The following is an 18,276-nucleotide window of genomic DNA, read 5'->3' on the forward strand; positions in this document are numbered from 1 at the left end:
GGGGCCCGCGCCCCTCTCCCCCGTGACGCTTCTTGCTACCAGTAGCGAAATCGGCGCCGAACTTGCTACTGGTAGCAAGATCACGCGGGATAGAGGGGTTGCGGACGTACGGCGGAGTAACAGGAACCCGGTCAGACTCAGAGCGCGCTCTGAGGACGGGAGGCGCTGTCCGCTGCCCGTCCCGCCGGAACGCTCTCGCCCGTGCCCGCCTCGCGCAGCATCGCGTAGAGCGTGGGCCCTTCGGGGACGGTGATCTCCTCCGTCGTGCGGAACCCGAACCTCTCGTAGAAGGGCAGGTTCTCGGCCTTGCTGGACTCCAAGTGAACGGGGAGTCCGCTCTGGTCCGCGCGGCGAAGGCCGGAGCGCAGCAGGGCGACCCCGGCTCCGGCGCCCCGCACGTCCGGGTCGGTGCCGAGCTCGGACAGGTACCAGTGCGGGGTGCTGGGCGCGCTCGCCCCGAGCATCCCCATCCCCTTCATGATCACGGGCAGCCTGCGCGGTTCGAAGAGCCCGGCGAAGTGCGGGGCGGAGCGCAGGAGGGCCATCGCGGAGGCCGTCCGCGATGCCTCGGGGTCACCCCACATCGCGGCGCCGACCACTTGTCCGTGGAGCTCGGCGACCTCCACCCGCCCGTGTGGGAGGTACTCGAACCCCGCCTCGATCGCGTAGAGCCGCCTGGACCTGCGCGGCAGCTCATCGGGGTCGGGGAACATCCACGCGTTGACCGGATCCTGCTCAAAGGCCCGACCCAGGACCCGGGCCACCTCCACCACGTCCGAGGCTCCCGCGGCCCTGACCTGGGCTCTGTCCTTGCGCTGGGTCCCGTTGCCCATTCTTCTCCCCCTCAATTAACCGTCTGGACGGTACAGTACCGCAGGCAGGAGCCGTGAACCCCGTGACATTCCCCATGGGGCAAGGGGATCTCGGGACGGTTTCTCAGGGAGCGGGGGGACGCACGAGCACGTCGTAGGTGTCGGTGGTGCGCTCCAACTCCACGCCGAGCCCGCGCGCCCAGGCGTCGAGTTCGTCCTGGACGGCGGGTCCATCACGATCGTCGTCGGCGAGCACCTCGAGCTCGACGAACACCCCGGCGCCCTCGACGACGTCCACGCACACACCGATCGGCCCGGCGTGCCCCGTCCGGCGGTCCTTGACGATGCGCACGGCGGGCTCGTATCCCAGTGCCAGCAGCGCACCGTGCATCTGTTCGCGGTCCGCCACCACGGTTTCGTACTCGACGCATTCCATGGGGTTGGCCAGCGGGGTCTTGGTCGTCATGGTGTGGGTACCGCCCTGGGTGCGCAGCCGGGCGAAGGTGTGCCCGACCTTGCCGTGTGCGGGCTCCCACCCGGCGGGCGCGTAGGCCTGGTCGTCCTGGTAGGCAGGAGCGCTCATCTCCACCCCGGCCTCCTTGAGCGCGACCAGCAGCGCCTCCAGGTCGACCACACGGTACTTCGTCTCGATTTCCCGCAACACGTATCCCCAGCGCCTCGGCCCCACCGTCCCGGCGAGCGTACCGGGACAGCCCGCCGTATGTGCCGCGTTCGCCGCCGAAGGCACCCGGCCCAGCTGTCGGGTGCATCGACGAAGACCCGGTCTTGATAGAAAAAGTGCAGACCAGAGATTGATATGCAAGCAAACACTTGCCTATAGTCGGACTGTGTCCGACGAACTCTTCAAAGCTCTGGCCGATCCGACCCGCCGGAAGATCCTCGACGAACTCTCCGAGCGGTCCGGACAGACCCTGTTCGAGATCTGCGCGCGACTGGTCAGCAAACACGCGGTCAGCATGTCGCGGCAGGCGATCTCCCAGCACCTCGCCGTCCTGGAGACCGCCGGCCTGGTCGAGAGCCGACGAGAAGGGCGCCAGAAGTTCCACCACATGAACCCGGAACCACTGAGGCACATCACCGAGCGGTGGCTCAGGCCCGATGAACGAAAGAGCAGCCCATGAGAATCCACCTGAACAGCGTCTTCGTGGACAGCCAGGTCAAGGCCCTGGACTTCTACACGAACGTGCTGGGCTTCGTGAAGAAGCACGACGTCCCCCTCGGCGAACCCTCGGAGGAGAACCGTTGGCTGACCGTGGTCTCACCCGAGAACCCGGAGGGCGCCGAACTGCTGCTGGAGCCCTCAGGCCACCCCGCGGTGGGACCGTACCGCGAGGCACTGGCCGACGACGGCATTCCGGCCACCCAGTTCGCCGTGGACGATGTGCACACCGAGTACGACCGTCTGCGTGAGCTCGGTGTCCGCTTCACCCAGGAACCGCTGGAGATGGGGCCGGTCACCACCGCGGTGCTGGACGACACCTGTGGCAACCTCATCCAGATCATGCAGGAGGGCTAGGCCGAAGCGAACTCCACCCGACACCGACCGGGTGTGACCGGTGTTCGGGACGACGGCCCGGCGCTGCGCGGGGGACCACGGAACGGGTCAACCCGCAAGGAAAGGCCCTGAGCCGGTGGACTCGCGCCAGAGCACCCGCTGGAGCGACTCCCCCTCCCTCGGCGGGGGCGTATCGCGGACAGCGCAGACCAGGCGCCGCATGGCGCGGGCGCCCACCTCCTCCAGATCCACATCCACCGTGGTGAGGGAGGGCGGCATACAGGCTCCCACCGGGTCGTTGTCCCAACCGGTCACGCTGAGGTCGCCCGGCACGCTCCAGCCCCGTTCCATCGCTCCGCGCACCACACCAGCGGCCACCACGTCGTTGGCGGCGATGACCGCGGTGACGCCGCTGTCCACCGGGAGCGCACGCACGGCCCGCGTTCCCGAGGCGGCCGACCAGTCGCCCTCGACCACCCCGTAGGACTCCAGGCCGAACTCCTCCACCGCCTCCAGGTAGGACCTCCTGCACCCCCGGGCGGAGGCGAACTCCGGTGGGCCCGCCACGTGCAGGAAACGACGGTGACCGGCCCTGGCCAGACCCGCGACGAGCGCGCGCACGGCAGAGCCGTCGGCGATCTCACCGAGCCCCCTCATCTGGTCGTCGTAGTCGGCGGACACGACCACCGCCGGACCCTCACCGTGGCGGCGTCCGCTACCAGCCGCGACCGGGGCCAGGGCGAGGATCCCCTCCACCTGACCGGAGTCCCGGAGTTCTGTCAGACGTTCCGCTCGTGCGGCGGTACCGCCCTCCAGGCTGAGCACCTCCACGACGAAACCCTCCTCGCGTGCGGCCGCGGCGGCGCCGGCGATCACCCGGTTGGGACTGGGGAAGCTCACCTCCGGCAGCAGAATCGCCAGCCGACCGGTCCTACGCGTGCGCATGGACCGGGCCACGAGATTGGGGCGGTAGCCGAGTTCGGCGATCGCCGACTCGACGCGCACACGAGTCGCCTCCTTCAGCCCCGCGCCGCCCGAGCGCAGGTACCGCGAAACGGTCTGGTGGGAGACCCCGGCCTCACGTGCGACGTCCACCATGGTCGGCCTCGACCGCGTCACGCTCGGTTCTGCCACGGGGAGGTCCTTGTCGTCTGGGGGTGTTGACAATGCTCTCGGATGCTCATTACCTTAGCGCGACAGAAAAAGTGAACGTTCACTTTGTTCCTCCGAACGAGGATCCCCCATGGTCACTCCCCCCTCACCACCGCGACGAGTAGCGGTGGTCGGCTGCGGCGGCATCAGCCGCGGAAGACACCTGCCGGACCTGGCCGCACTGCGCGAACGAGTCCGCCTGGTCGCGCTGGTCAACGTCGACCACTCCCTGTTGGAGGACACCGCGAACGAGTGGGGCGTGCCCGGGCGCTACACCGACGTCGCGGACATGCTCCGCGCGCAGTTCCCGGACCTGGTGATCGTGTGCACACCACCGATCGCGCATAAGGAGGCCGTGATCGCCAGCCTGGACGCGGGCGCCTGGGTCTGGTGCGAGAAACCCCCCGCCTTCTCCCCCGCGGAGTACGACGAGGTCCTCGCCCACGAGGACGAACAGGGACCCTTCGCCTCCTACGTGTTCCAGCAGCGCTTCGGTTCGGGAGCCGAACACCTGCGCGACTTCATGGCCGAGATCGAGGACAGCGTCGTGGACAGCAATCCGCCGCCGGTCGGCGCGGGCGAGGTCGTGACCATCAACAACCGGATCGCGCAGGACCTTGACCTTCGGCGAGCTGACACCGGAACAGGCCGCCGCACAGTTCATGGCCAAGGTGGAGAGCTTCATCGACACCGGCGAGTGACCCCCGGGCTCGTGGACCCTCCTGGAAACCGGGACTCCCGGACCGCTCAGGGGCTCAGGGTTCAGGGACGCAGGGTTCAGGGGCTCAGGCGACGCGCTCCGCCCGCGGTAACCACGCCACCGGTAAGAGGTCAGGATCGGTACGGGGTCAGGGGACCAGACGAAGAAACCGCAATGGCGCGGTCCCGCGGCACCTGCCCTTCCCATGCCGAAACCGTGGCCCGGTTCATCACTGGGCCACGGTTTCGGGCTGGCCTCGGACCTTAGAAGGTCCGGACCCTACGGTTCACACCTGGTGCCTGTGGCTCTTGGCCTCATGGGCGCCTGCCGTGCCCCACGAGGGCGCCCGCGCCGCGTCGGCCATCCCCGCGGCCCGCACCGACCGCTCGGTGCCGAGCTTGAACACGGCCCACACGAGGATGAGGGTCGCGATCCCCGTCGGCACGTGGAAGGCGTAGTCGACCATGATCAGCGCGTTCAGGTCGTGCCCGATCGACATGTGGAAGCCGATGTGCGGCCACCAGCTGACCAGCAGAAAGACAAAGCTGGCGAACACGGCGACGGCGGTACCCGTCGATTCGGGGAAGGCTCGGCGGACGTAGGGCCACCCGAAGACAGCCACGGCGACACCGAGGCCCAGGAGGATGGCGTCCCACGCCCCCAACGCCATGAAGTTGGCCATCTGGCCGGAAGTGGGCTCGGGTCCGCCCTCCGCGGGAGGGAAGACCATCGGAGCGAGCAAAAAGGCCGGGACCGCCACGACGACGGTGACAATAGTGAACTTGAGCCAGGTAGGCATGGGGAACGCCTCCTCAAAGAGGTGAACACCCCGGCACCCCAGTGTCAGAGCGACTTACGTCAAACACTAGTTCCGATGTGGCTGCCTGCGCCTTCCGGTGAAGCGGATGGCCTGTAGTGGCCGTAGGGGAATGTGTGCCGCGATCGGCTGCTGGTGCCTTATTCCCCCACACGCGAGGTGATCGCCCTTTCAGGGCGACAGAGCCCGCGCGGTGACCCTCACAACGGGGGCGTATCGCTGACCCCTGGCTCTGAAACTGCTGGCGCTTTCGTCCTCTCCCCGCTGCCGACCTTGGGAACACCCGCAACACCAACGGACCCGGATCCGATATGGCGGGCCGGATCAAGCAGACCCAAACCGGCGTGGCCGGGGCCACGCCCGACGAACGCTTCGCCCTGGTCCGCGCCGTGGCGAGCCCAGGCGGACGCCGACCCGCGTTCAAAGTATTGACGGGCTGTTGCGACCACCGGTCGAATAGCACGGTGATCACATCTGGGAACGACGCTTCGCACAACGAAGAAGCAGCCGGGCGCACCAGCGGCGACTACAGCTACTCGGAGGTAGGAGCAACACGCGCCTTGACTCTTCCTTCGGGCTACAAGCACCTTCGCCAGACAGGTCCTGCGGGGCGGGGCATGGACGACTTCCACGCTGCGGCCGAGGCGCTCATGTGCTGGGACGTGCATCGCGATGCGGGCCTGACGGTGCGGTCCGGCAGTGGTCGGGCAAGGGTAGGCGCCGATGTGGTGCTGGAACTGGGCATGGGACCGTTGCGTGTGCAGGCCCCGTGCCGGGTCATCTACACGGTGGACGAGCCGCGACGTCGCGGCTTCGCCTACGGCACCCTCGACGGCCACCCCGAGCGCGGCGAGGAACTGTTCTGCGTCGAGATCGACACGGTGGGGAACGTCAGATTCTCCATCACGGCTTTCTCCGCCCCGGCCCTGTGGTGGAGCCGACTGGCATCACCGCTCTCGCGTGCGGTGCAGCACCGGATCACCGACCGGTACCTACAGGCGCTGGCACCGAAGGGCTGAGTCCGGCGGCGGCCCGGCTGGGGCGCGCGTACCTCCCGCGCCCGGCAGGTGGGGACGCCAACGGAGGTCAGTGGGCTGCCGGGCGGGCCCAGGAAACGATCAGAAGAGCAGGGCAGTAGCCCTCCGCTTGCCAGTCAGTCCTGCTGGTCCTGAACAGTGACGACCTCGACGGCGTTTGGCGGGATGATGTAGCACTCCCCGTCGGAGTCGGTGAAGGTGACCGGGTGTCCTGCTTGTAGTTTCTCCGTGAGCTGCCGGATCACCTTCTGCCGGTTCTCACCGTCACCGGGGCGAGCGACCTGGTCACCCGTAGTCTCGTAGCTCTTGCCCGACAAAGTGCGGATGAACACCCGAAGCCTCATGCGCTGACCTCCTTGGGGACGGGGCCTCCAACATCTCACTGCACCGAAGCCTTGCGGGCTCCGCCGCGCCGACGGCTGCGATCGTGTCCCGGATGGCGGAGACGCATTCACCGGACCGTGGTGGTCGGTTCACCCCCGCGTGCACGGGGAGCAGCCGGTCACCAGGTGCGGGCCGAGCAGCGCGAGGACGATGCCCTCATCGACGTCAACGACATTCAGCTCGGTCACGACACCCTGGTGCGGCGGAACGCCGACGGCGAGTGGGCGTGCTCACGGAACCGAGTCCATGAGCCCTCGATCACCCAGAACCTGCGAATCACGTCGAACCCGGGCAGGGGTCCGCATCGCTTGCCTTCAGTGAGAGCGCCCCGGCCAGGCCCTTGCCCGAGGCCCTGCGCCGCCTGCCCGCCCTGACCCGAAACTGGGCCGCGAGCCCCGGTCCTTCCCCTCACCTCCCTGTCCGGGGCGGGTTCCGCCCCGGACAGGGCCGCTCAGATTCGGGGCGGCCCGCCCACCCTCTGGGGTGTGCGGTCACGCGTGTGTGCAGCGAATGCCCCTAGGGCGACCGCTCCGAAAAGCGCCGCCCACCCCAGGCTGAGGAGTGCAGATGTGAGCGGGACGGTATCGGTGAAAGCCCCTGCCACACAGACTTGCATCGCTCCGTACCCGGGTAGGAGGAGAACGGCGTCGGCGTCCGCGGTCGGGTTGATGATGGGGTTCTGCAGGGCGTTGTCGATCACCGTCGCCACGATGATCACGAATGTGCCCTCCAGTTCTTCCGGTAGGAACAGGGCCAGGAAGAGCCCGATGGCACCGTAGGCCGTCCCGCCCAGGAAGAGGCCCGCCCACAGCCCCAGTGGTTGCTCCGCGGTCCAGTGCAGGGAAGTCCAGGCGGTGGCGTAACCGCTGACCGTTGCCGAGGCCACCACCAGCATGGTGAGCTTGGCCAGGATGAGCGCCGTGCGGGGGTAGCCCACCCGGGCCAGGCGCCGATCGAAGTCCGCCGAGCGGTGCGCCGCGGTGAACATCGCGAACCCCACCAGCAAGGACACCAGGTTGAGTACACAGCCCAGGGCCGTGACCTGGTGCCCCAGCGCCTGGATCCGCGTGTCCGTGGACCGGTGCACGAACTCGACGGGTTCCCCGGTCACCACCGAGTCGACCAACCAGATCAACAGGGGTACGAGGCAGACCAGCACCACTACCGCGAGACGGTTGCGAGCCAGCTCCAACAGCGAGTACCGGGTCGCCACCAGATAGGCGTTCACCGGCTGCGCCCGAGGTCGCTCTGCTCGAACGTGCCCGCACGCAACTGGTACAGGGTGTCCAGACGGTCGACGTCGTGGGCCAGGTGGGAGATGACCACGATGGCGCGTCCTTGGGCCCGCAGTTCAGCGGAGATCTCCCAGAACCGCAGGTAGGTCTCCCAGTCGAAGCCCTGGTAGGGCTCATCCAGCAAGAGGACGGCCGGGTCGTGCATGAGGGACAGGACCAGGTTGAGCTTCTGCCGTGTTCCGCCGCTCAGGTGCCGGACCCGGGTGGCACCGTACTGCTCGAACCCGAGTCGGCCGATGAGGGCGCGAGCCCGGTCCAGGCGGCGCAACCGGTAGGCGACGGCGAAGTAGCGCAGGTGCTGGTCCACGGTCAGCTCCGGGTTGGTCACCGAGTGCTGGGGACAATAGCCGATCCGACCCTCGACCCGCACCCGGCCGGAATCGGGCGCGAGTTCACCGGACAGGATCCGCAGCAGGGTGGTTTTGCCCGCTCCGTTCTCGCCGACGACCCCCACCAGCTCTCCGGGCGCGGCCCGCAGGCTCACCCCGCGCAGGACACGTCTCGTCCCGAAGGCCTTGTGCACGTCCGCCACACGCAGCATCAGACGCTCTCCTCGCTCAGGGTGCCGCCGAAGCTCCTGCGCCGTCCCGCGTAGGCGTTGACGGCGCGTACCAGGTGGGAGCGGTCGAAGTCGGGCCAGAGAGCGTCCTCGAAGACGATCTCGGCGTAGGCGGTGTGCCAGGGCAGGAAGTTGCTGGTGCGCTGCTCGCCGGCGGTTCTGATCAGGAGGTCCACGTCGGGCAGGTCGGGATCGTAGAGGTACTCGGCGAGGCCGGACTCCGTCATGCGCGTCGGGTCCAGCCGCCCCGAGAGTGCCTCGGCCGCCGTGCGTTTGAGCGCGTCCACCATCTCCTGGCGGCCTCCGTAGTCCAGGCAGGACGTGAACGTGACCCCGCTGTTGCCCGACGTCAGCTCCTCGGCCCACTCCAGCCGTTCGCGGAGTACCGCCTCGACCCTGTCACGGCGGCCGCACCAGCGCATCCGAACGCCCCGGGCGTGCAGGCGCCCGGCCAACCCCGGAACGCCCCGGGTGAACATCCTGAACAATGAGGACACTTCTTCGGGAGGGCGCAACCAGTTTTCCGTGGAGAAGGCGAAGGTGGTCACGTACTTGATGCCCAGCTCCCCGGCGGCGTCCACCAGACGGTAGATCGCCTCCTCTCCCGCCGAGTGCCCTTCCACGGCGGCCAGCCCGAGTGCCCGGGCCCACCGCCGGTTACCGTCCATGATCACGGCCACGTGCTCGGGGACCGTGACGGGAGGGCCCCCGGGGTCCGGGGACGGGACGGAGGATCGCCGTCGCCGCAGCCTGGGGACGAGTGGCAAGACTCCGACAGGTGTCTCTCGGGTTTGTGACAACCGGGCGGGAACGGCTGTTCGCTGTGGAGCACCCGGTAGGCCCGTTGGAAGGTACTCGCACTCGTCCAGGCCCGTTCGTAGCCCGGCCACCATGGATGCGAGGAAGGGACGGCTGGAAGGGTGCGCGGCATCGACCACCTCCTGCCCCCGGTCCAGCAGTCCGCGTGCCCGCTGCACCTGCAGGGCGATCAGTTCCCGATAGGCGTTCGTGCCGCGCGCACCGATCAGGCCGTCCGCGTCCAGGCCGAACCGCTCCAGGTCCTGGCGGGGCAGGTAGCAGCGGCCCTGTTCGAGGTCTTCGGGCAGGTCGTGGAGGATGTCGATGTACTGGAGGACTTCGCCCAGCAGCGACATGAGTTCCGGGGCGTCCTCCCTGACCGGCTCCAACACGGTGCCGAGCAACTCCCCGACGGTGCCGCTCGTACCGCGCATGTAGCCGCGTAGGTCGGCGAAGCCGGGAAAGTCGGGCGGTCGGCGACTGTCCTGTTCGAGTGTGGTGAGAAGCTCCTCCAACACAGGTACGGACATGTCCCACGCCCGCACCGTGTGGACCATGGCGCGCTGGACCGGCGGCAGGCGGACGGGTGTGTTGGGTCCGTCGGCCAGCGCGGTCAGGATGTCGGTGCGGAAACGGGCCAGGGCCGGTCCACGCTCGGAGACCTCCCCTTCGTCGGCCAGCCGATCGGCCCATAGCCCTAAGGCGACCAGTGCGTGTACGTAGGGGCGCTTGTGGGCGGGCAGCAAATCGACGACCTGCGGAGAGAGGTGGTCCGCACCCGTGTGGATCCTGCGGCAGACCTCGAAGGCACGCGCAAGGTAGGTGTCGGTGCCCCGCTCCGCGATCAGCGGGGAACCCGTCCTCGTGTACCCGCTCATCGCTGGTCCTGCGCGGTGGCCGCGGGAGTGCGCCCTCGCACCCGTGAACCGTTTCCAGCGAGGGGGGCCGCCTGCACCCACATCCCGGACAAAACTGAGGGGAGTTGAATAATCACGAAGAGTAGCCTAGTGGTTTCCATGCCCGCCTAGAACTGCGGACGGTGGTCTTCAGGGCTGCTCTCCCCACTGCTCTGGCCACGAACGCGCCCAGGAGGGCCATCGAAAACCGCCGACCGGGGCCGGGGACGGTGGTCACTCCGATCACGGGGGTTCAAGGCGGCCTTGGGCCTTCACCGGCCGAGCCACGGAGGCCGGGCTTGCGCCCTCGATGGGATTCCGGGACTGCTACGACTGTCAATCTGTTTCTTCCGGGTCCATCCCCGCGTGCGCGGGGCTCACTTGGCCGAACCGATTCGACGCCCCTAAGCGCTGGGTCCATCCCCGCGTGCGCGGGGCTCACGTGGTCGTGCGCTTTCGGGCTGAGGCCCGGGGCGGTCCATCCCCGCGTGCGCGGGGCTCACAGTTAACGACCTGCGACAATGCGGGCCGTTATCTTCCCGCAACCTAGCCTTAAGCCACGGTCTCCGAGATCTCGGCCCTGCACCGAATCACATGATAGAGGGCCTTAGTGGGCCAGGCGGGGGTGATATCGCCCGGCCCTTGCTGTTAGCGGATGGGAGCGAGGGCCTCGCGCAGAGCGGTGGGAGTAGGAGCGGTGACGAGGTCAGGCGGGCATGGGCAGCTCCGGCGGAGAAGTGTCGCCACGAAGACCGGTTTGCCGTTTCGGTTGTGGAGTTCGTAGATCAGGTGGTGCGGGAACTCCTTGCGGAGCTGCTGGATCTCTTGGCTTGGGAAGACGCTGTAGCCGACCATCCTCACCCCCGGCCCAGGGGCGGACTGGTGAGCACAGCGAAGGAACCGGGTTTCGGTAGCGGGTCCGGAGACTCCCAGTCGAGGGTGAAGAACACCGCGGAACCGTTGCGGGTGTGCTCGCTGCCCCAGGTGCTGGCGAGGGCGTTGACGATGTGAAGTCCCCGACCGTGTTCGGCATCGGGCGTGGCCGGGAGCACGCGCAGGTGAGGTGCGCGGGTTCGGGTGGTGCTCCCGCCACGGATGGAGACGCGCATGCAGTGGGTGTAGAAGAACGCCGAGACGACGAACGCCCCGCGCTGGCCCGACGGGGGCGAGTGCAGCAGGGCGTTGGTGGTGATCTCGCTGGTAATGAGCAGCGCGTCCTCGGTGATGGGTGCGGGTATCCGGGCTGAGGCGGGCCGGAGGTTCATCCGCCGTCGCAGCCAGTCGCGCACCTCCTTGACGGAGACGGCGTGCCGGGGGAAGCGGCCGAGGTGGCGATGGGGTTCGGGCCGGTTCGGGGAGGGAGGCTTGTAAGCACTACGCTCGTACATAGGTCCGCACCTGCTCCTAACAGGTTGTGGGCTCAGGCCCTGGCCGGGTGTAGGCGCACCCGGCCAGGGCCGTTTTGTTTGGCGCACAGGGCAGGGAAGTTCGAGAAGCCAGCCCCGGCCGTGCGCTTGGTCTCTATCATCAACACCGCAGAGTGTTAGCGCAAGGAATCTTTAATAGTTCGTCGCATTTTTAGTTCACGCGAAAAGTTGAGGGCTGGCAAGATGGGCCGACGTACATCGAACGACACACCGAGTGGAGTGAGTATGAGGACGCGGCTCAGCCTGTCAGTCCGGGGGAAGCGGCTGTTGCGCGAGCTGAAGCGTCTTCGTGACGAGCGGCGGATGAGCCCTGAAGACGTCGCTGGACAGCTGGGCTGGCACAAGACGAAGCTGTACCGCATCGAACGCGGTGAGAGCCGTCTGATCCTTGACGACCTCGACGAACTGCTTGAGCTGTACGGGGTTCGCTCACCAGAGCGAGAATCACTCTTCAAGCTGGGCAAAGACGCGTGGAAACGCGGGTGGTGGCTGGCCTATCGGGATCTGTACCAGGGTGAGAGCTTCTTCGTCATGGAGAACGACGCGGCCCGAATCGGCATCTACTCCCCCAGTCAGCTTCCGGGCCTGTTCCAAACCGAGGACTACGCGCGAGTCGTCATCAGCACCATGGTTCCTGAGGCCACCACAGAGGAAGTCGAACGTCAGGTGACAGCGAGGATGGAACGCCAGGGGATCCTCGCCCGGAAGGAACCACCCCAGGTGGTGGCGGTGCTGGACGAGATCGCTCTGCGCCGAGGGGTTCGCCCGGAAGCAGTACAGAAGGATCAGCTAGCGCAACTGGTTGAGCTGGGAAACGACCGAACATCACCATCCGGATCGTCCCTTTGAACGCCGGTCTGTACATGGGCCAATGGGGCCAGTTCACCCTCTTCGAGTTCCCCGACGTGGAAGACACTCCTGTTGCCTACCAGGAAGGCCTCTTCGGTGACGTGTACGTGGAAGACCCCGGTGACCTGGCCCGGTATAGGGTGAGTGCCGCGCATACCTCCGATGCGGCGCTGAACCCCACAGAGTCCCAGGCGCTGATCGAGAAGCTAGCTGAGGAGAGTTACGGGTGAGTGACGTCGTGTCCGAACGTTGGCGGAAGAGTAGCTACAGCGGTGGCGGCAAGGACTGCGTAGAGGTCGCTGAGGCCTCGTCCAGGACACTAGTGCGGGACTCCAAGCAGCCTGAGCTGGGGCACTTGACCTTCGCCTCAGGCAGCTGGAACGCCTTCGTCTCCTCCGTGAAGGCTCCGCGCGCCGACTGAGCCCCGCCGCCCCCTCAACACCTTGGGCCCCGGAACCGTCGAAATGGTTCCGGGGCCCAGTTGTGAGACCGCATCACCCCAGCCGGAGCAGGCCCGCCCGGGTGGGTTCGAAACCGCAGGCCTCGCGGTAGAACTCCTCAAGGTGCGGCTCGTAGTCCACGTGCAGCCACTCGGCGCCCAGGTCGCGGAGGTCCTCGGTCAGGGCTGCGACGACGCGCCCGCCGATCCCCCGGTGCCTGTGGTCCGAGGCGACGGCGGTGTCCAGCAGAAACACGTGTTTTCCGCCGTCCCACACGGCGTGGACGAAACCCACCAGACGGCCGCCGCTGAACGCACCGGCCCAGGATCGGCTGTGGCGCTGAAGCCGCTCGGCCCAGGGAACTAGAGTGAACTCGTGGCCGAAGGCCTCGGCGTGCAGGAGGGAGAGCTCCTCGTCGTCGACGGGGAACCTCACCCTGACCTCCACCAGCGTGGGCACTACTCGTCGTCCTCCTCGTGGTGGTCGAGGTTGGCGGTGCCCCGGCGCCAGTAGCCGTCGACCTCACAGGTCTCGTTGCGTACGAACCCGCGCTCCTTCAGCAGGCGGCGGATCGGCTTGAGGGTGTCGGCCTCCCCCGCCGCGTAGACGAAACCGTCTCCCTCGGGCAGCTCCAGCGCCCGGAAGGCCTCCAGCAGCAGGTCGGTGCTGCCGGGCTGGGCTTCTCCCCGGTGGAGCCAGGTGATCTCGGTGTCCTTGGGTGCTTTGAGCCGCTGCTCCTCGTCGGCGTCGACGACCTCGAAGAAGGCGCGTACCTTGGCGTCCTCGGGCAGGTCCTCGATGTAGCGGGCGGCGGCCGGGAGGGCGGTCTCGTCGACGAGGAGCACGTGGTAGTCGAAGTCCCCGGTGATGTAGGCGGTTCCGCGCGGGCCGAGTACGCCCAGCTGGTCGCCCTTCTCGGCGTTGATCGCCCACCGGCCGGCCGGGCCGTGGTCGTGGGCGACGAAGTCGATGGTGAGCCGCTGGGCCTCGGTGTCCAGGGCGCGCACGGTGTAGTCGCGGAAGACGACCCCGTCCGCGCGGAAGTTCAGGCAGCGGTCGTCCTCGACGACGGGAAGCACGTGCTCTCCGGCCTCGTTGGGGAACCAGAGCTTGACGTGGTCGGCGAAGTGGTCGCTCTGGAGGCCCTCGAAGTCGGGGCCCTCCAGGTGCACGCGGATCATGCGGGGGGTCACGCGCTCGACGTCCGCCACTTCGAGGACGCGTCGCTTGAGCGGGTACATCTCGATGAGGCGTTCGTGGGTCACTGCTTCTCCTAGGGCTACTGCGGTGTGGGGATTGTCGGACTACTGCTCGGACTGGTTCTGAGGGATGGGTTCGGGCTCCTGGAGGACGCGGGCGGTGCGCAGCCCGGCGAAGGCCACCGCGAGCGCTCCAACGCTGACGACGGTGAGCGCTCCCCCGGCCATCATGGCGCCCGCCGCTCCGATGAGCGGTGCGAGCCCGCCGAGGGTGAGGGCCCCGGCGGAATCGCCGACGGTGGACTGCGCGGTCCACACCGAGTTGACGCGTCCGCGCAGGTGGTCGGGGGTGTGGGACTGGAGCAGGGCGTACCGCAGGATCTCCTCCACCACCTGGCCGAAGCCGAGGAAGACCAGGAACATGAAGGCGACCGGCGCCCAGGTGCTCGTCCCGAGGCCGAGGACGGCCAGACCGCAGAGGGCGACCGCGACGAGCAGGAGTGTGCCGGTCCGTCGGGCCCGTCCGGCCCAGCCGCTGGTCAGCGAGCCGATGAGCGCGCCGACGGCGGGTGCCGTGTACAGCAGGCCGACCATGGTGGGGCCGCCGCCGAGGACCTTGTCGGTGAACTCGTTGATGAGTACCTGGGGTGCGGCGAACAGCATCTGGGCGAAGCCCAGGAGCAGCAGCGGGCCGACGACGCGGTGTCCGAACGCGAACCGGCCCCCTTCGCGCAGGGCCGCCAGGGCCGGTTGGGTCCGGCTCTCCTCCGGGGCTTCGAGCCGGGGAAGCCGCCACACCAGGATGGTGGTGAAGAGGGAGAGCAGGGCGGTGATGACGTAGTTGCCGCCCATGCCCGCGGTGGCGATGATGATGCCGCCGAGGGCGGGCGCGAGCACGGATCCGAGTTCGCCGTTGAGGGCGAGCAGGGCCCCGGCCGCGGGGAGTTTGTCGCGCGGTACGAAACCGGGTGCGGCGGCTTGGAGGGCGACGGCGCTGAAGGAGCCGAAGAAGCCGTTGAAGGCGGCGACCGCGTAGATCACCCAGAGCCAAGGTTCGGCGGGCGCGAGGGTGTTCACGGCCAGGACGCCGAAGCCGATGACGGCGGAGGCCCGCCCGATGACGATGAGGCGGCGCCGGTCGCCGCGGTCGGCGAGCATGCCGCCGACGAGGGTGCCCGCCAGGACGCTGACGGCCGAGGTGGTGTGGACGGTCGCCACCAGCAGTGAGGAGCCGGTGATCCCGTAGACCTGCATGGGCAGCGCGACGGCCGCGAACCCCAGCCCGAAGATGGAGATGAGCCGTGCGACGAAGACGATCCTGAACTCGCGGCTCAGGCGCAGGGGGCTGATGTCGACCATCAGCTGGGAGAGTTTCACGGGGTCCTTCACGGGTGGCATGGGTGCTGTGGCGGACGGTGGATGCCGGTGTCCGGGGAGTGGCGGTACTCAGGAACGGGGATTGGTGGAGCCCCCGGGCGAAAGGGGCTCCACCACACCGTCCCGGTGTCCCTGGGCTCAGGCGCCGGTCGGAGACACCGGTCAGGCGAGCGCCTCGCGCAGGCTGCGCGGGCGCAAGTCGGTCCAGTGCGTGTTGACGTAGTCCAGTGCCTCGTCACGGGAGACGGGGCCGTGGACGGGGGTCCACCCCTGGGGGACCTGGGCGAACCCGGGCCAGAGCGAGTGCTGGTCCTCGTCGTTGACCAGGACGAGGAAGCTGCCTTCGATGTCGTCGAAGGGGTTGGTCATGGTGACTCCTTCGTTGGTGTCGCGGGGCACGGATGCCTGGGGGTCCTGGGGTGGTGCTCCGGTGCCGGTACCGGAGGGATCACAGGTCCTGGAGGACCTCTTCGACCTGGTCGAGGACGTCGTTGGCCTGGACCCAGGTGCGGGAGAAGCTGTAGCGCAGCGGGTGGACCTGGTCGTTCTCGACCGCGGGCAGGCTCTGCCAGAGGCCCTGGTCGAGGAGCTCGGCGGTGAAGGGGTCCGGCTCGTAGGACACGTCGGTCTCGTAGAAGATGACGTCGGCCTCCTCGAGCTTGTCGATGTTCTCGTAGGACTGCTGGGTGGCGAAGTCGCCGTCGGCCTCCTCCACGACCGCGGTGGACCGGGCACCGAGCTCGTCGAGGATGTAGGCGCCCCAGGCGTTGGTGTTGACGACGGAGAACTCGCTGTCGACCCCGAACACCACGGCGAAGGTGTTGTCCTGGAGCTGGTCGGAGTAGGTCTCGCTGAGTTCGGCGACGCGCTCCTGGTAGCGGTCCCTCTCGGCCTCAGCGCCCTCGGCGTTGCCGATGGCCTCCGCGAGCTGGATGCTCATGTCACGCAGTTCGGGACCGGCGCCGTCGAAGTCGAACAGGACCGTGGGAGCGATCTGCGAGAGGTCCTCGAAGTGCTTCTCGTAGTCGCCGTGGCTGATCTCGCGCACCCCGCCGATGATGAGGTCGGGGTCGGTGGAGGCGATGGCCTCGATGTTGAGCTCCAGGCTCATCTCCTGGACGACCGTGGCCTCCTCGAGGACGCTCAGCTGCTCGGGGGTGTAGAGGCTGGGGTTCGGGTCGATGACGCCAACAGGCGTGATTCCGGCTTCGACGACGACCTCGTTGCCGAACTCCAGGGCGACGATGCGCTCGGGGTCGACCGGGACCTCGACGGGGCCGTAGTCGGTCTCGACCGTGGTGGTCTCCTCGGCCGCTCCAGCCTCGTTGGCGGAGGAGTCATCGCCGCATGCGGTGAGGGCGAGGAGCAGGGCGAGGCCGCTGGCGGTGAGGGCGCCGCCCCGGAGGTGGGTCGTCAGCTGGGTCACGGTGTTCGCTTTCGTGGGAGTGGGGAGCGGGGTCGGGTTCAGGGGCTGCCGGGCTGGCGCGGGGCCTACCCGAGGCATGGGTCATGGGGCCTCATGTCCCTGTGAACGGGGAGGAACACGAAGCATCACTAAGGCTAGCCTTGCCTTATTCCCTATGGGAACCCGGGGTCGACTTTTTCTTAGGTGAGGCTTGCCTCGCCCACCCGCCCGTGTCGCCGCCGTGCACGCGGCCCTGTGCAACGCACAGGATCCCTTCGTGTACCGGGAGACCGGTGCGGGGCGAAGCAAGGCAGGTCAGGGGGACGCACCGGCCCCGGCCGCGGAGCGCGCCCCGCACGTGACGCGGGCGCCGAGCGCACCGGGACGGCCGGGCATCCGCGCCCCGGGCCGCCGGCCCTTTCAGCGCCGGGCGAGGACGACCGACTGCGGGGGACGCTCCAGGTGGCGCACCGAGATGCGGTCGTACCCGGCCCGCTCCAACCACTGTTCGTAGTCCGCGACACCGTGGGCGTCCCCGCTGTCGGTCCAGGCCAGCATCTGCAGCCCGAACGCCGCGGTGACCTGGTCACGGTCCCCCATGTAGCTGACGATGGCGAGACCTCCCCCGGGAGCGATGACCGACCGGAGCCGGCGGTACAGGGACTCGTTGGCGGGGCCGTCGAACATATTGGTCACGGTGGAGCAGAACACCAGGTCGTAGGGCCCCTCGGGGAGGCTTGCGTGCAGGTCGCCCGCGAACAGTTCGACACCGGCGTCCCGTAGGCGTTCGTCCCCTTCCGCCAGGGCGATCAGCGCGGGAAGGTCCTGCACGGTCGCCTTCAAGCCGCGCCGGGCGAACTCCAGTGCGTGCTCGCCGTGTCCACCGCCGAGGTCGAGGACGCTTTCGGCGTCGGGGAACCGCTCCAGGCAGACGTCGACGACGGTCCGGGTGAGACGGCGGGCGTTGACGGCCAGCAGGTTGGGCACGGTGGGCTTGGGGGTGAGCGGTCGACCGGTCAGGCCCTCGGGCAAATACGTGCGCACCTCGAGCCTGGGGCGGATCAGGGCGGCCCAGCGGCGGATCGTCGCCGCGTGGCGCAGGAGCACGGCGTCGTCCGGTGCGGCGGGCGCCTGCGGTCCTTCGCGGTAGCGTCCGGCGGTGTCCTCGGTCACGATCCCCCAGACCGCCAATTCCCTGAGCACGGCGCGCAGGGCGCCCTCGTGCAGCCCGCACCGGGCGGCCAGCTCCGAGGGGGTCCCGGGCAGGACGTCCAGCATGCCCGTCTCCGCCGCGGCCTCGTAGGCCAGGGCCAGGCGCCAGTCGACGAGTTCCCGGGCAGGGGCGAGAAAAGACAGGTCGCGATCCCGCCCCGCCCACGGGGGCAGAGGAGGATGTGCGGCGGCCTCGCCGTCTTCGTCGAATCCATGGTGGGCGTCGTCGTGCTCAGGCGTCCTCACGGGAGTCCTCTTCTGGTGCGATCCGGTGTGTCCGGTCGGTCGGAGCCGCCCGCGGGGGCGGGACCGTGGTCGGGCCGCCGCCCCTCGCCCGTCCCGTGTACGGGGGCGGGCGGGGCAGGGCGGGACCGAGGTTTTCGTGAAGCACGGAACAGCAC

General features: G+C 68.4%; 20 protein-coding genes and 1 pseudogene. 6 read left to right on the forward strand and 15 right to left on the reverse strand.

The window, feature by feature from the left end; translation table 11 throughout:
* Window positions 1-137 precede the first annotated feature (137 nt).
* Together D457_RS0109870 and D457_RS0109875 are read right to left on the reverse strand one after the other, a co-directional pair.
* A complete protein-coding gene (locus tag D457_RS0109870; protein WP_017580499.1) occupies window positions 138-833 on the reverse strand; it encodes a GNAT family N-acetyltransferase in 696 nt (231 codons plus the stop codon).
* Window positions 834-936: 103 nt separating this feature from the next.
* Window positions 937-1,473: a class IV adenylate cyclase gene (locus tag D457_RS0109875; protein ID WP_026116504.1), complete on the reverse strand. Its 537-nt coding sequence runs from the start codon at window positions 1,471-1,473 to the stop codon at window positions 937-939.
* 187 nt (window positions 1,474-1,660) lie between these two features.
* On the opposite strand from D457_RS0109875, the gene D457_RS0109880 reads away from it, so the two are divergent.
* Both D457_RS0109880 and D457_RS0109885 read left to right on the forward strand, forming a co-directional pair.
* Window positions 1,661-1,954 (forward strand): ArsR/SmtB family transcription factor, encoded by a 294-nt coding sequence (locus D457_RS0109880; protein ID WP_017580501.1) that lies wholly within the window; start codon window positions 1,661-1,663, stop codon window positions 1,952-1,954.
* On the forward strand, window positions 1,951-2,349 hold the full coding sequence (locus D457_RS0109885) for a VOC family protein (protein ID WP_017580502.1): 399 nt from the start codon (window positions 1,951-1,953) through the stop codon (window positions 2,347-2,349). The genes D457_RS0109880 and D457_RS0109885 overlap by 4 nt, the downstream gene beginning before the upstream one ends.
* Before the next feature lie 87 nt (window positions 2,350-2,436).
* On the opposite strand, the gene D457_RS0109890 is transcribed toward D457_RS0109885, so the two are convergent.
* Entirely contained in the window at window positions 2,437-3,462 is a 1,026-nt protein-coding gene (locus tag D457_RS0109890; RefSeq protein WP_026116505.1) for a LacI family DNA-binding transcriptional regulator, read from the reverse strand.
* 109 nt (window positions 3,463-3,571) lie between these two features.
* On the opposite strand from D457_RS0109890, the gene D457_RS34045 reads away from it, so the two are divergent.
* Window positions 3,572-4,447: a Gfo/Idh/MocA family protein gene (locus D457_RS34045; protein ID WP_083926718.1), complete on the forward strand. Its 876-nt coding sequence runs from the start codon at window positions 3,572-3,574 to the stop codon at window positions 4,445-4,447.
* A 19-nt stretch (window positions 4,448-4,466) separates the two neighbouring features.
* Here D457_RS34045 and D457_RS0109900 read toward each other — a convergent pair whose 3' ends face one another.
* Complete coding sequence (locus D457_RS0109900; protein WP_017580505.1) at window positions 4,467-4,979, reverse strand: hypothetical protein; 513 nt, start codon at window positions 4,977-4,979, stop codon at window positions 4,467-4,469.
* Window positions 4,980-5,308: 329 nt separating this feature from the next.
* Between D457_RS0109900 and D457_RS34630 the strand changes: the two genes are divergently transcribed.
* The gene (locus D457_RS34630; RefSeq protein ID WP_083926719.1) at window positions 5,309-6,016 is read left to right on the forward strand and encodes a DUF1990 family protein; all 708 of its coding nucleotides are present in this window, start codon (window positions 5,309-5,311) and stop codon (window positions 6,014-6,016) included.
* A gap of 134 nt (window positions 6,017-6,150) precedes the next feature.
* On the opposite strand, the gene D457_RS0109910 is transcribed toward D457_RS34630, so the two are convergent.
* The 5 genes from D457_RS0109910 to D457_RS0109935 form a co-directional block, all read right to left on the reverse strand.
* Window positions 6,151-6,378 carry a hypothetical protein gene (locus D457_RS0109910; protein ID WP_017580507.1) on the reverse strand — a complete coding sequence of 76 codons (228 nt, stop codon included), beginning with the start codon at window positions 6,376-6,378 and terminating at the stop codon, window positions 6,151-6,153.
* Window positions 6,379-6,869: 491 nt separating this feature from the next.
* Window positions 6,870-7,646 carry a hypothetical protein gene (locus D457_RS0109915; protein ID WP_017580508.1) on the reverse strand — a complete coding sequence of 259 codons (777 nt, stop codon included), beginning with the start codon at window positions 7,644-7,646 and terminating at the stop codon, window positions 6,870-6,872.
* Window positions 7,643-8,254 carry an ABC transporter ATP-binding protein gene (locus tag D457_RS0109920; protein WP_017580509.1) on the reverse strand — a complete coding sequence of 204 codons (612 nt, stop codon included), beginning with the start codon at window positions 8,252-8,254 and terminating at the stop codon, window positions 7,643-7,645. The genes D457_RS0109915 and D457_RS0109920 overlap by 4 nt, the downstream gene beginning before the upstream one ends.
* Window positions 8,254-9,948 (reverse strand): polyprenyl diphosphate synthase, encoded by a 1,695-nt coding sequence (uppS, locus tag D457_RS0109925; RefSeq protein ID WP_017580510.1) that lies wholly within the window; start codon window positions 9,946-9,948, stop codon window positions 8,254-8,256. The genes D457_RS0109920 and uppS overlap by 1 nt, the downstream gene beginning before the upstream one ends.
* Before the next feature lie 875 nt (window positions 9,949-10,823).
* Window positions 10,824-11,354 carry an ATP-binding protein gene (locus D457_RS0109935; RefSeq protein WP_017580512.1) on the reverse strand — a complete coding sequence of 177 codons (531 nt, stop codon included), beginning with the start codon at window positions 11,352-11,354 and terminating at the stop codon, window positions 10,824-10,826.
* A 264-nt stretch (window positions 11,355-11,618) separates the two neighbouring features.
* Here D457_RS0109935 and D457_RS32280 point away from each other — a divergent pair.
* Both D457_RS32280 and D457_RS0109945 read left to right on the forward strand, forming a co-directional pair.
* Window positions 11,619-12,472 (forward strand): annotated as a pseudogene (locus D457_RS32280) (DUF5753 domain-containing protein).
* The gene (locus D457_RS0109945; protein WP_017580514.1) at window positions 12,469-12,663 is read left to right on the forward strand and encodes a DUF397 domain-containing protein; all 195 of its coding nucleotides are present in this window, start codon (window positions 12,469-12,471) and stop codon (window positions 12,661-12,663) included. Before D457_RS32280 ends, D457_RS0109945 begins: the two are co-directional and overlap by 4 nt.
* A gap of 73 nt (window positions 12,664-12,736) precedes the next feature.
* On the opposite strand, the gene D457_RS0109950 is transcribed toward D457_RS0109945, so the two are convergent.
* From D457_RS0109950 to D457_RS0109975, 6 genes are all read right to left on the reverse strand, one after another.
* On the reverse strand, window positions 12,737-13,141 hold the full coding sequence (locus D457_RS0109950; RefSeq protein WP_017580515.1) for a GNAT family N-acetyltransferase: 405 nt from the start codon (window positions 13,139-13,141) through the stop codon (window positions 12,737-12,739).
* Complete coding sequence (locus D457_RS0109955; RefSeq protein WP_017580516.1) at window positions 13,141-13,947, reverse strand: siderophore-interacting protein; 807 nt, start codon at window positions 13,945-13,947, stop codon at window positions 13,141-13,143. Before D457_RS0109955 ends, D457_RS0109950 begins: the two co-directional genes overlap by 1 nt.
* Window positions 13,948-13,986: 39 nt before the next feature.
* Window positions 13,987-15,240 carry an enterobactin transporter EntS gene (entS, locus tag D457_RS0109960; RefSeq protein WP_039831153.1) on the reverse strand — a complete coding sequence of 418 codons (1,254 nt, stop codon included), beginning with the start codon at window positions 15,238-15,240 and terminating at the stop codon, window positions 13,987-13,989.
* 180 nt (window positions 15,241-15,420) lie between these two features.
* The gene (locus D457_RS0109965) at window positions 15,421-15,627 is read right to left on the reverse strand and encodes an MbtH family protein (protein WP_026116507.1); all 207 of its coding nucleotides are present in this window, start codon (window positions 15,625-15,627) and stop codon (window positions 15,421-15,423) included.
* Window positions 15,628-15,706: 79 nt separating this feature from the next.
* On the reverse strand, window positions 15,707-16,684 hold the full coding sequence (locus tag D457_RS0109970) for an ABC transporter substrate-binding protein (RefSeq protein ID WP_017580519.1): 978 nt from the start codon (window positions 16,682-16,684) through the stop codon (window positions 15,707-15,709).
* A 399-nt stretch (window positions 16,685-17,083) separates the two neighbouring features.
* Complete coding sequence (locus tag D457_RS0109975) at window positions 17,084-18,121, reverse strand: class I SAM-dependent methyltransferase (protein WP_017580520.1); 1,038 nt, start codon at window positions 18,119-18,121, stop codon at window positions 17,084-17,086.
* Between the last annotated feature and the right edge of the window lie 155 nt (window positions 18,122-18,276).

The sequence above is a fragment of the Nocardiopsis valliformis DSM 45023 genome (genome assembly GCF_000340985.1).
Classification (GTDB): domain Bacteria; phylum Actinomycetota; class Actinomycetes; order Streptosporangiales; family Streptosporangiaceae; genus Nocardiopsis; species Nocardiopsis exhalans.

Bases quoted from the DNA above. Each gene is read 5' to 3' on its own strand.
- D457_RS0109870 (WP_017580499.1), bottom strand. From the start codon at position 833: ATGGGCAACGGGACCCAGCGCAAGGACAGAGCCCAGGTCAGGGCCGCG.
- D457_RS0109885 (WP_017580502.1), top strand. From the start codon at position 1,951: ATGAGAATCCACCTGAACAGCGTCTTCGTGGACAGCCAGGTCAAGGCC.
- D457_RS34045 (WP_083926718.1), top strand. From the start codon at position 3,572: ATGGTCACTCCCCCCTCACCACCGCGACGAGTAGCGGTGGTCGGCTGC.
- D457_RS0109900 (WP_017580505.1), bottom strand. From the start codon at position 4,979: ATGCCTACCTGGCTCAAGTTCACTATTGTCACCGTCGTCGTGGCGGTC.
- D457_RS34630 (WP_083926719.1), top strand. From the start codon at position 5,309: ATGGCGGGCCGGATCAAGCAGACCCAAACCGGCGTGGCCGGGGCCACG.
- D457_RS0109910 (WP_017580507.1), bottom strand. From the start codon at position 6,378: ATGAGGCTTCGGGTGTTCATCCGCACTTTGTCGGGCAAGAGCTACGAG.
- D457_RS0109920 (WP_017580509.1), bottom strand. From the start codon at position 8,254: ATGCTGCGTGTGGCGGACGTGCACAAGGCCTTCGGGACGAGACGTGTC.
- uppS (WP_017580510.1), bottom strand. From the start codon at position 9,948: ATGAGCGGGTACACGAGGACGGGTTCCCCGCTGATCGCGGAGCGGGGC.
- D457_RS0109935 (WP_017580512.1), bottom strand. From the start codon at position 11,354: ATGTACGAGCGTAGTGCTTACAAGCCTCCCTCCCCGAACCGGCCCGAA.
- entS (WP_039831153.1), bottom strand. From the start codon at position 15,240: ATGGTCGACATCAGCCCCCTGCGCCTGAGCCGCGAGTTCAGGATCGTC.
- D457_RS0109965 (WP_026116507.1), bottom strand. From the start codon at position 15,627: ATGACCAACCCCTTCGACGACATCGAAGGCAGCTTCCTCGTCCTGGTC.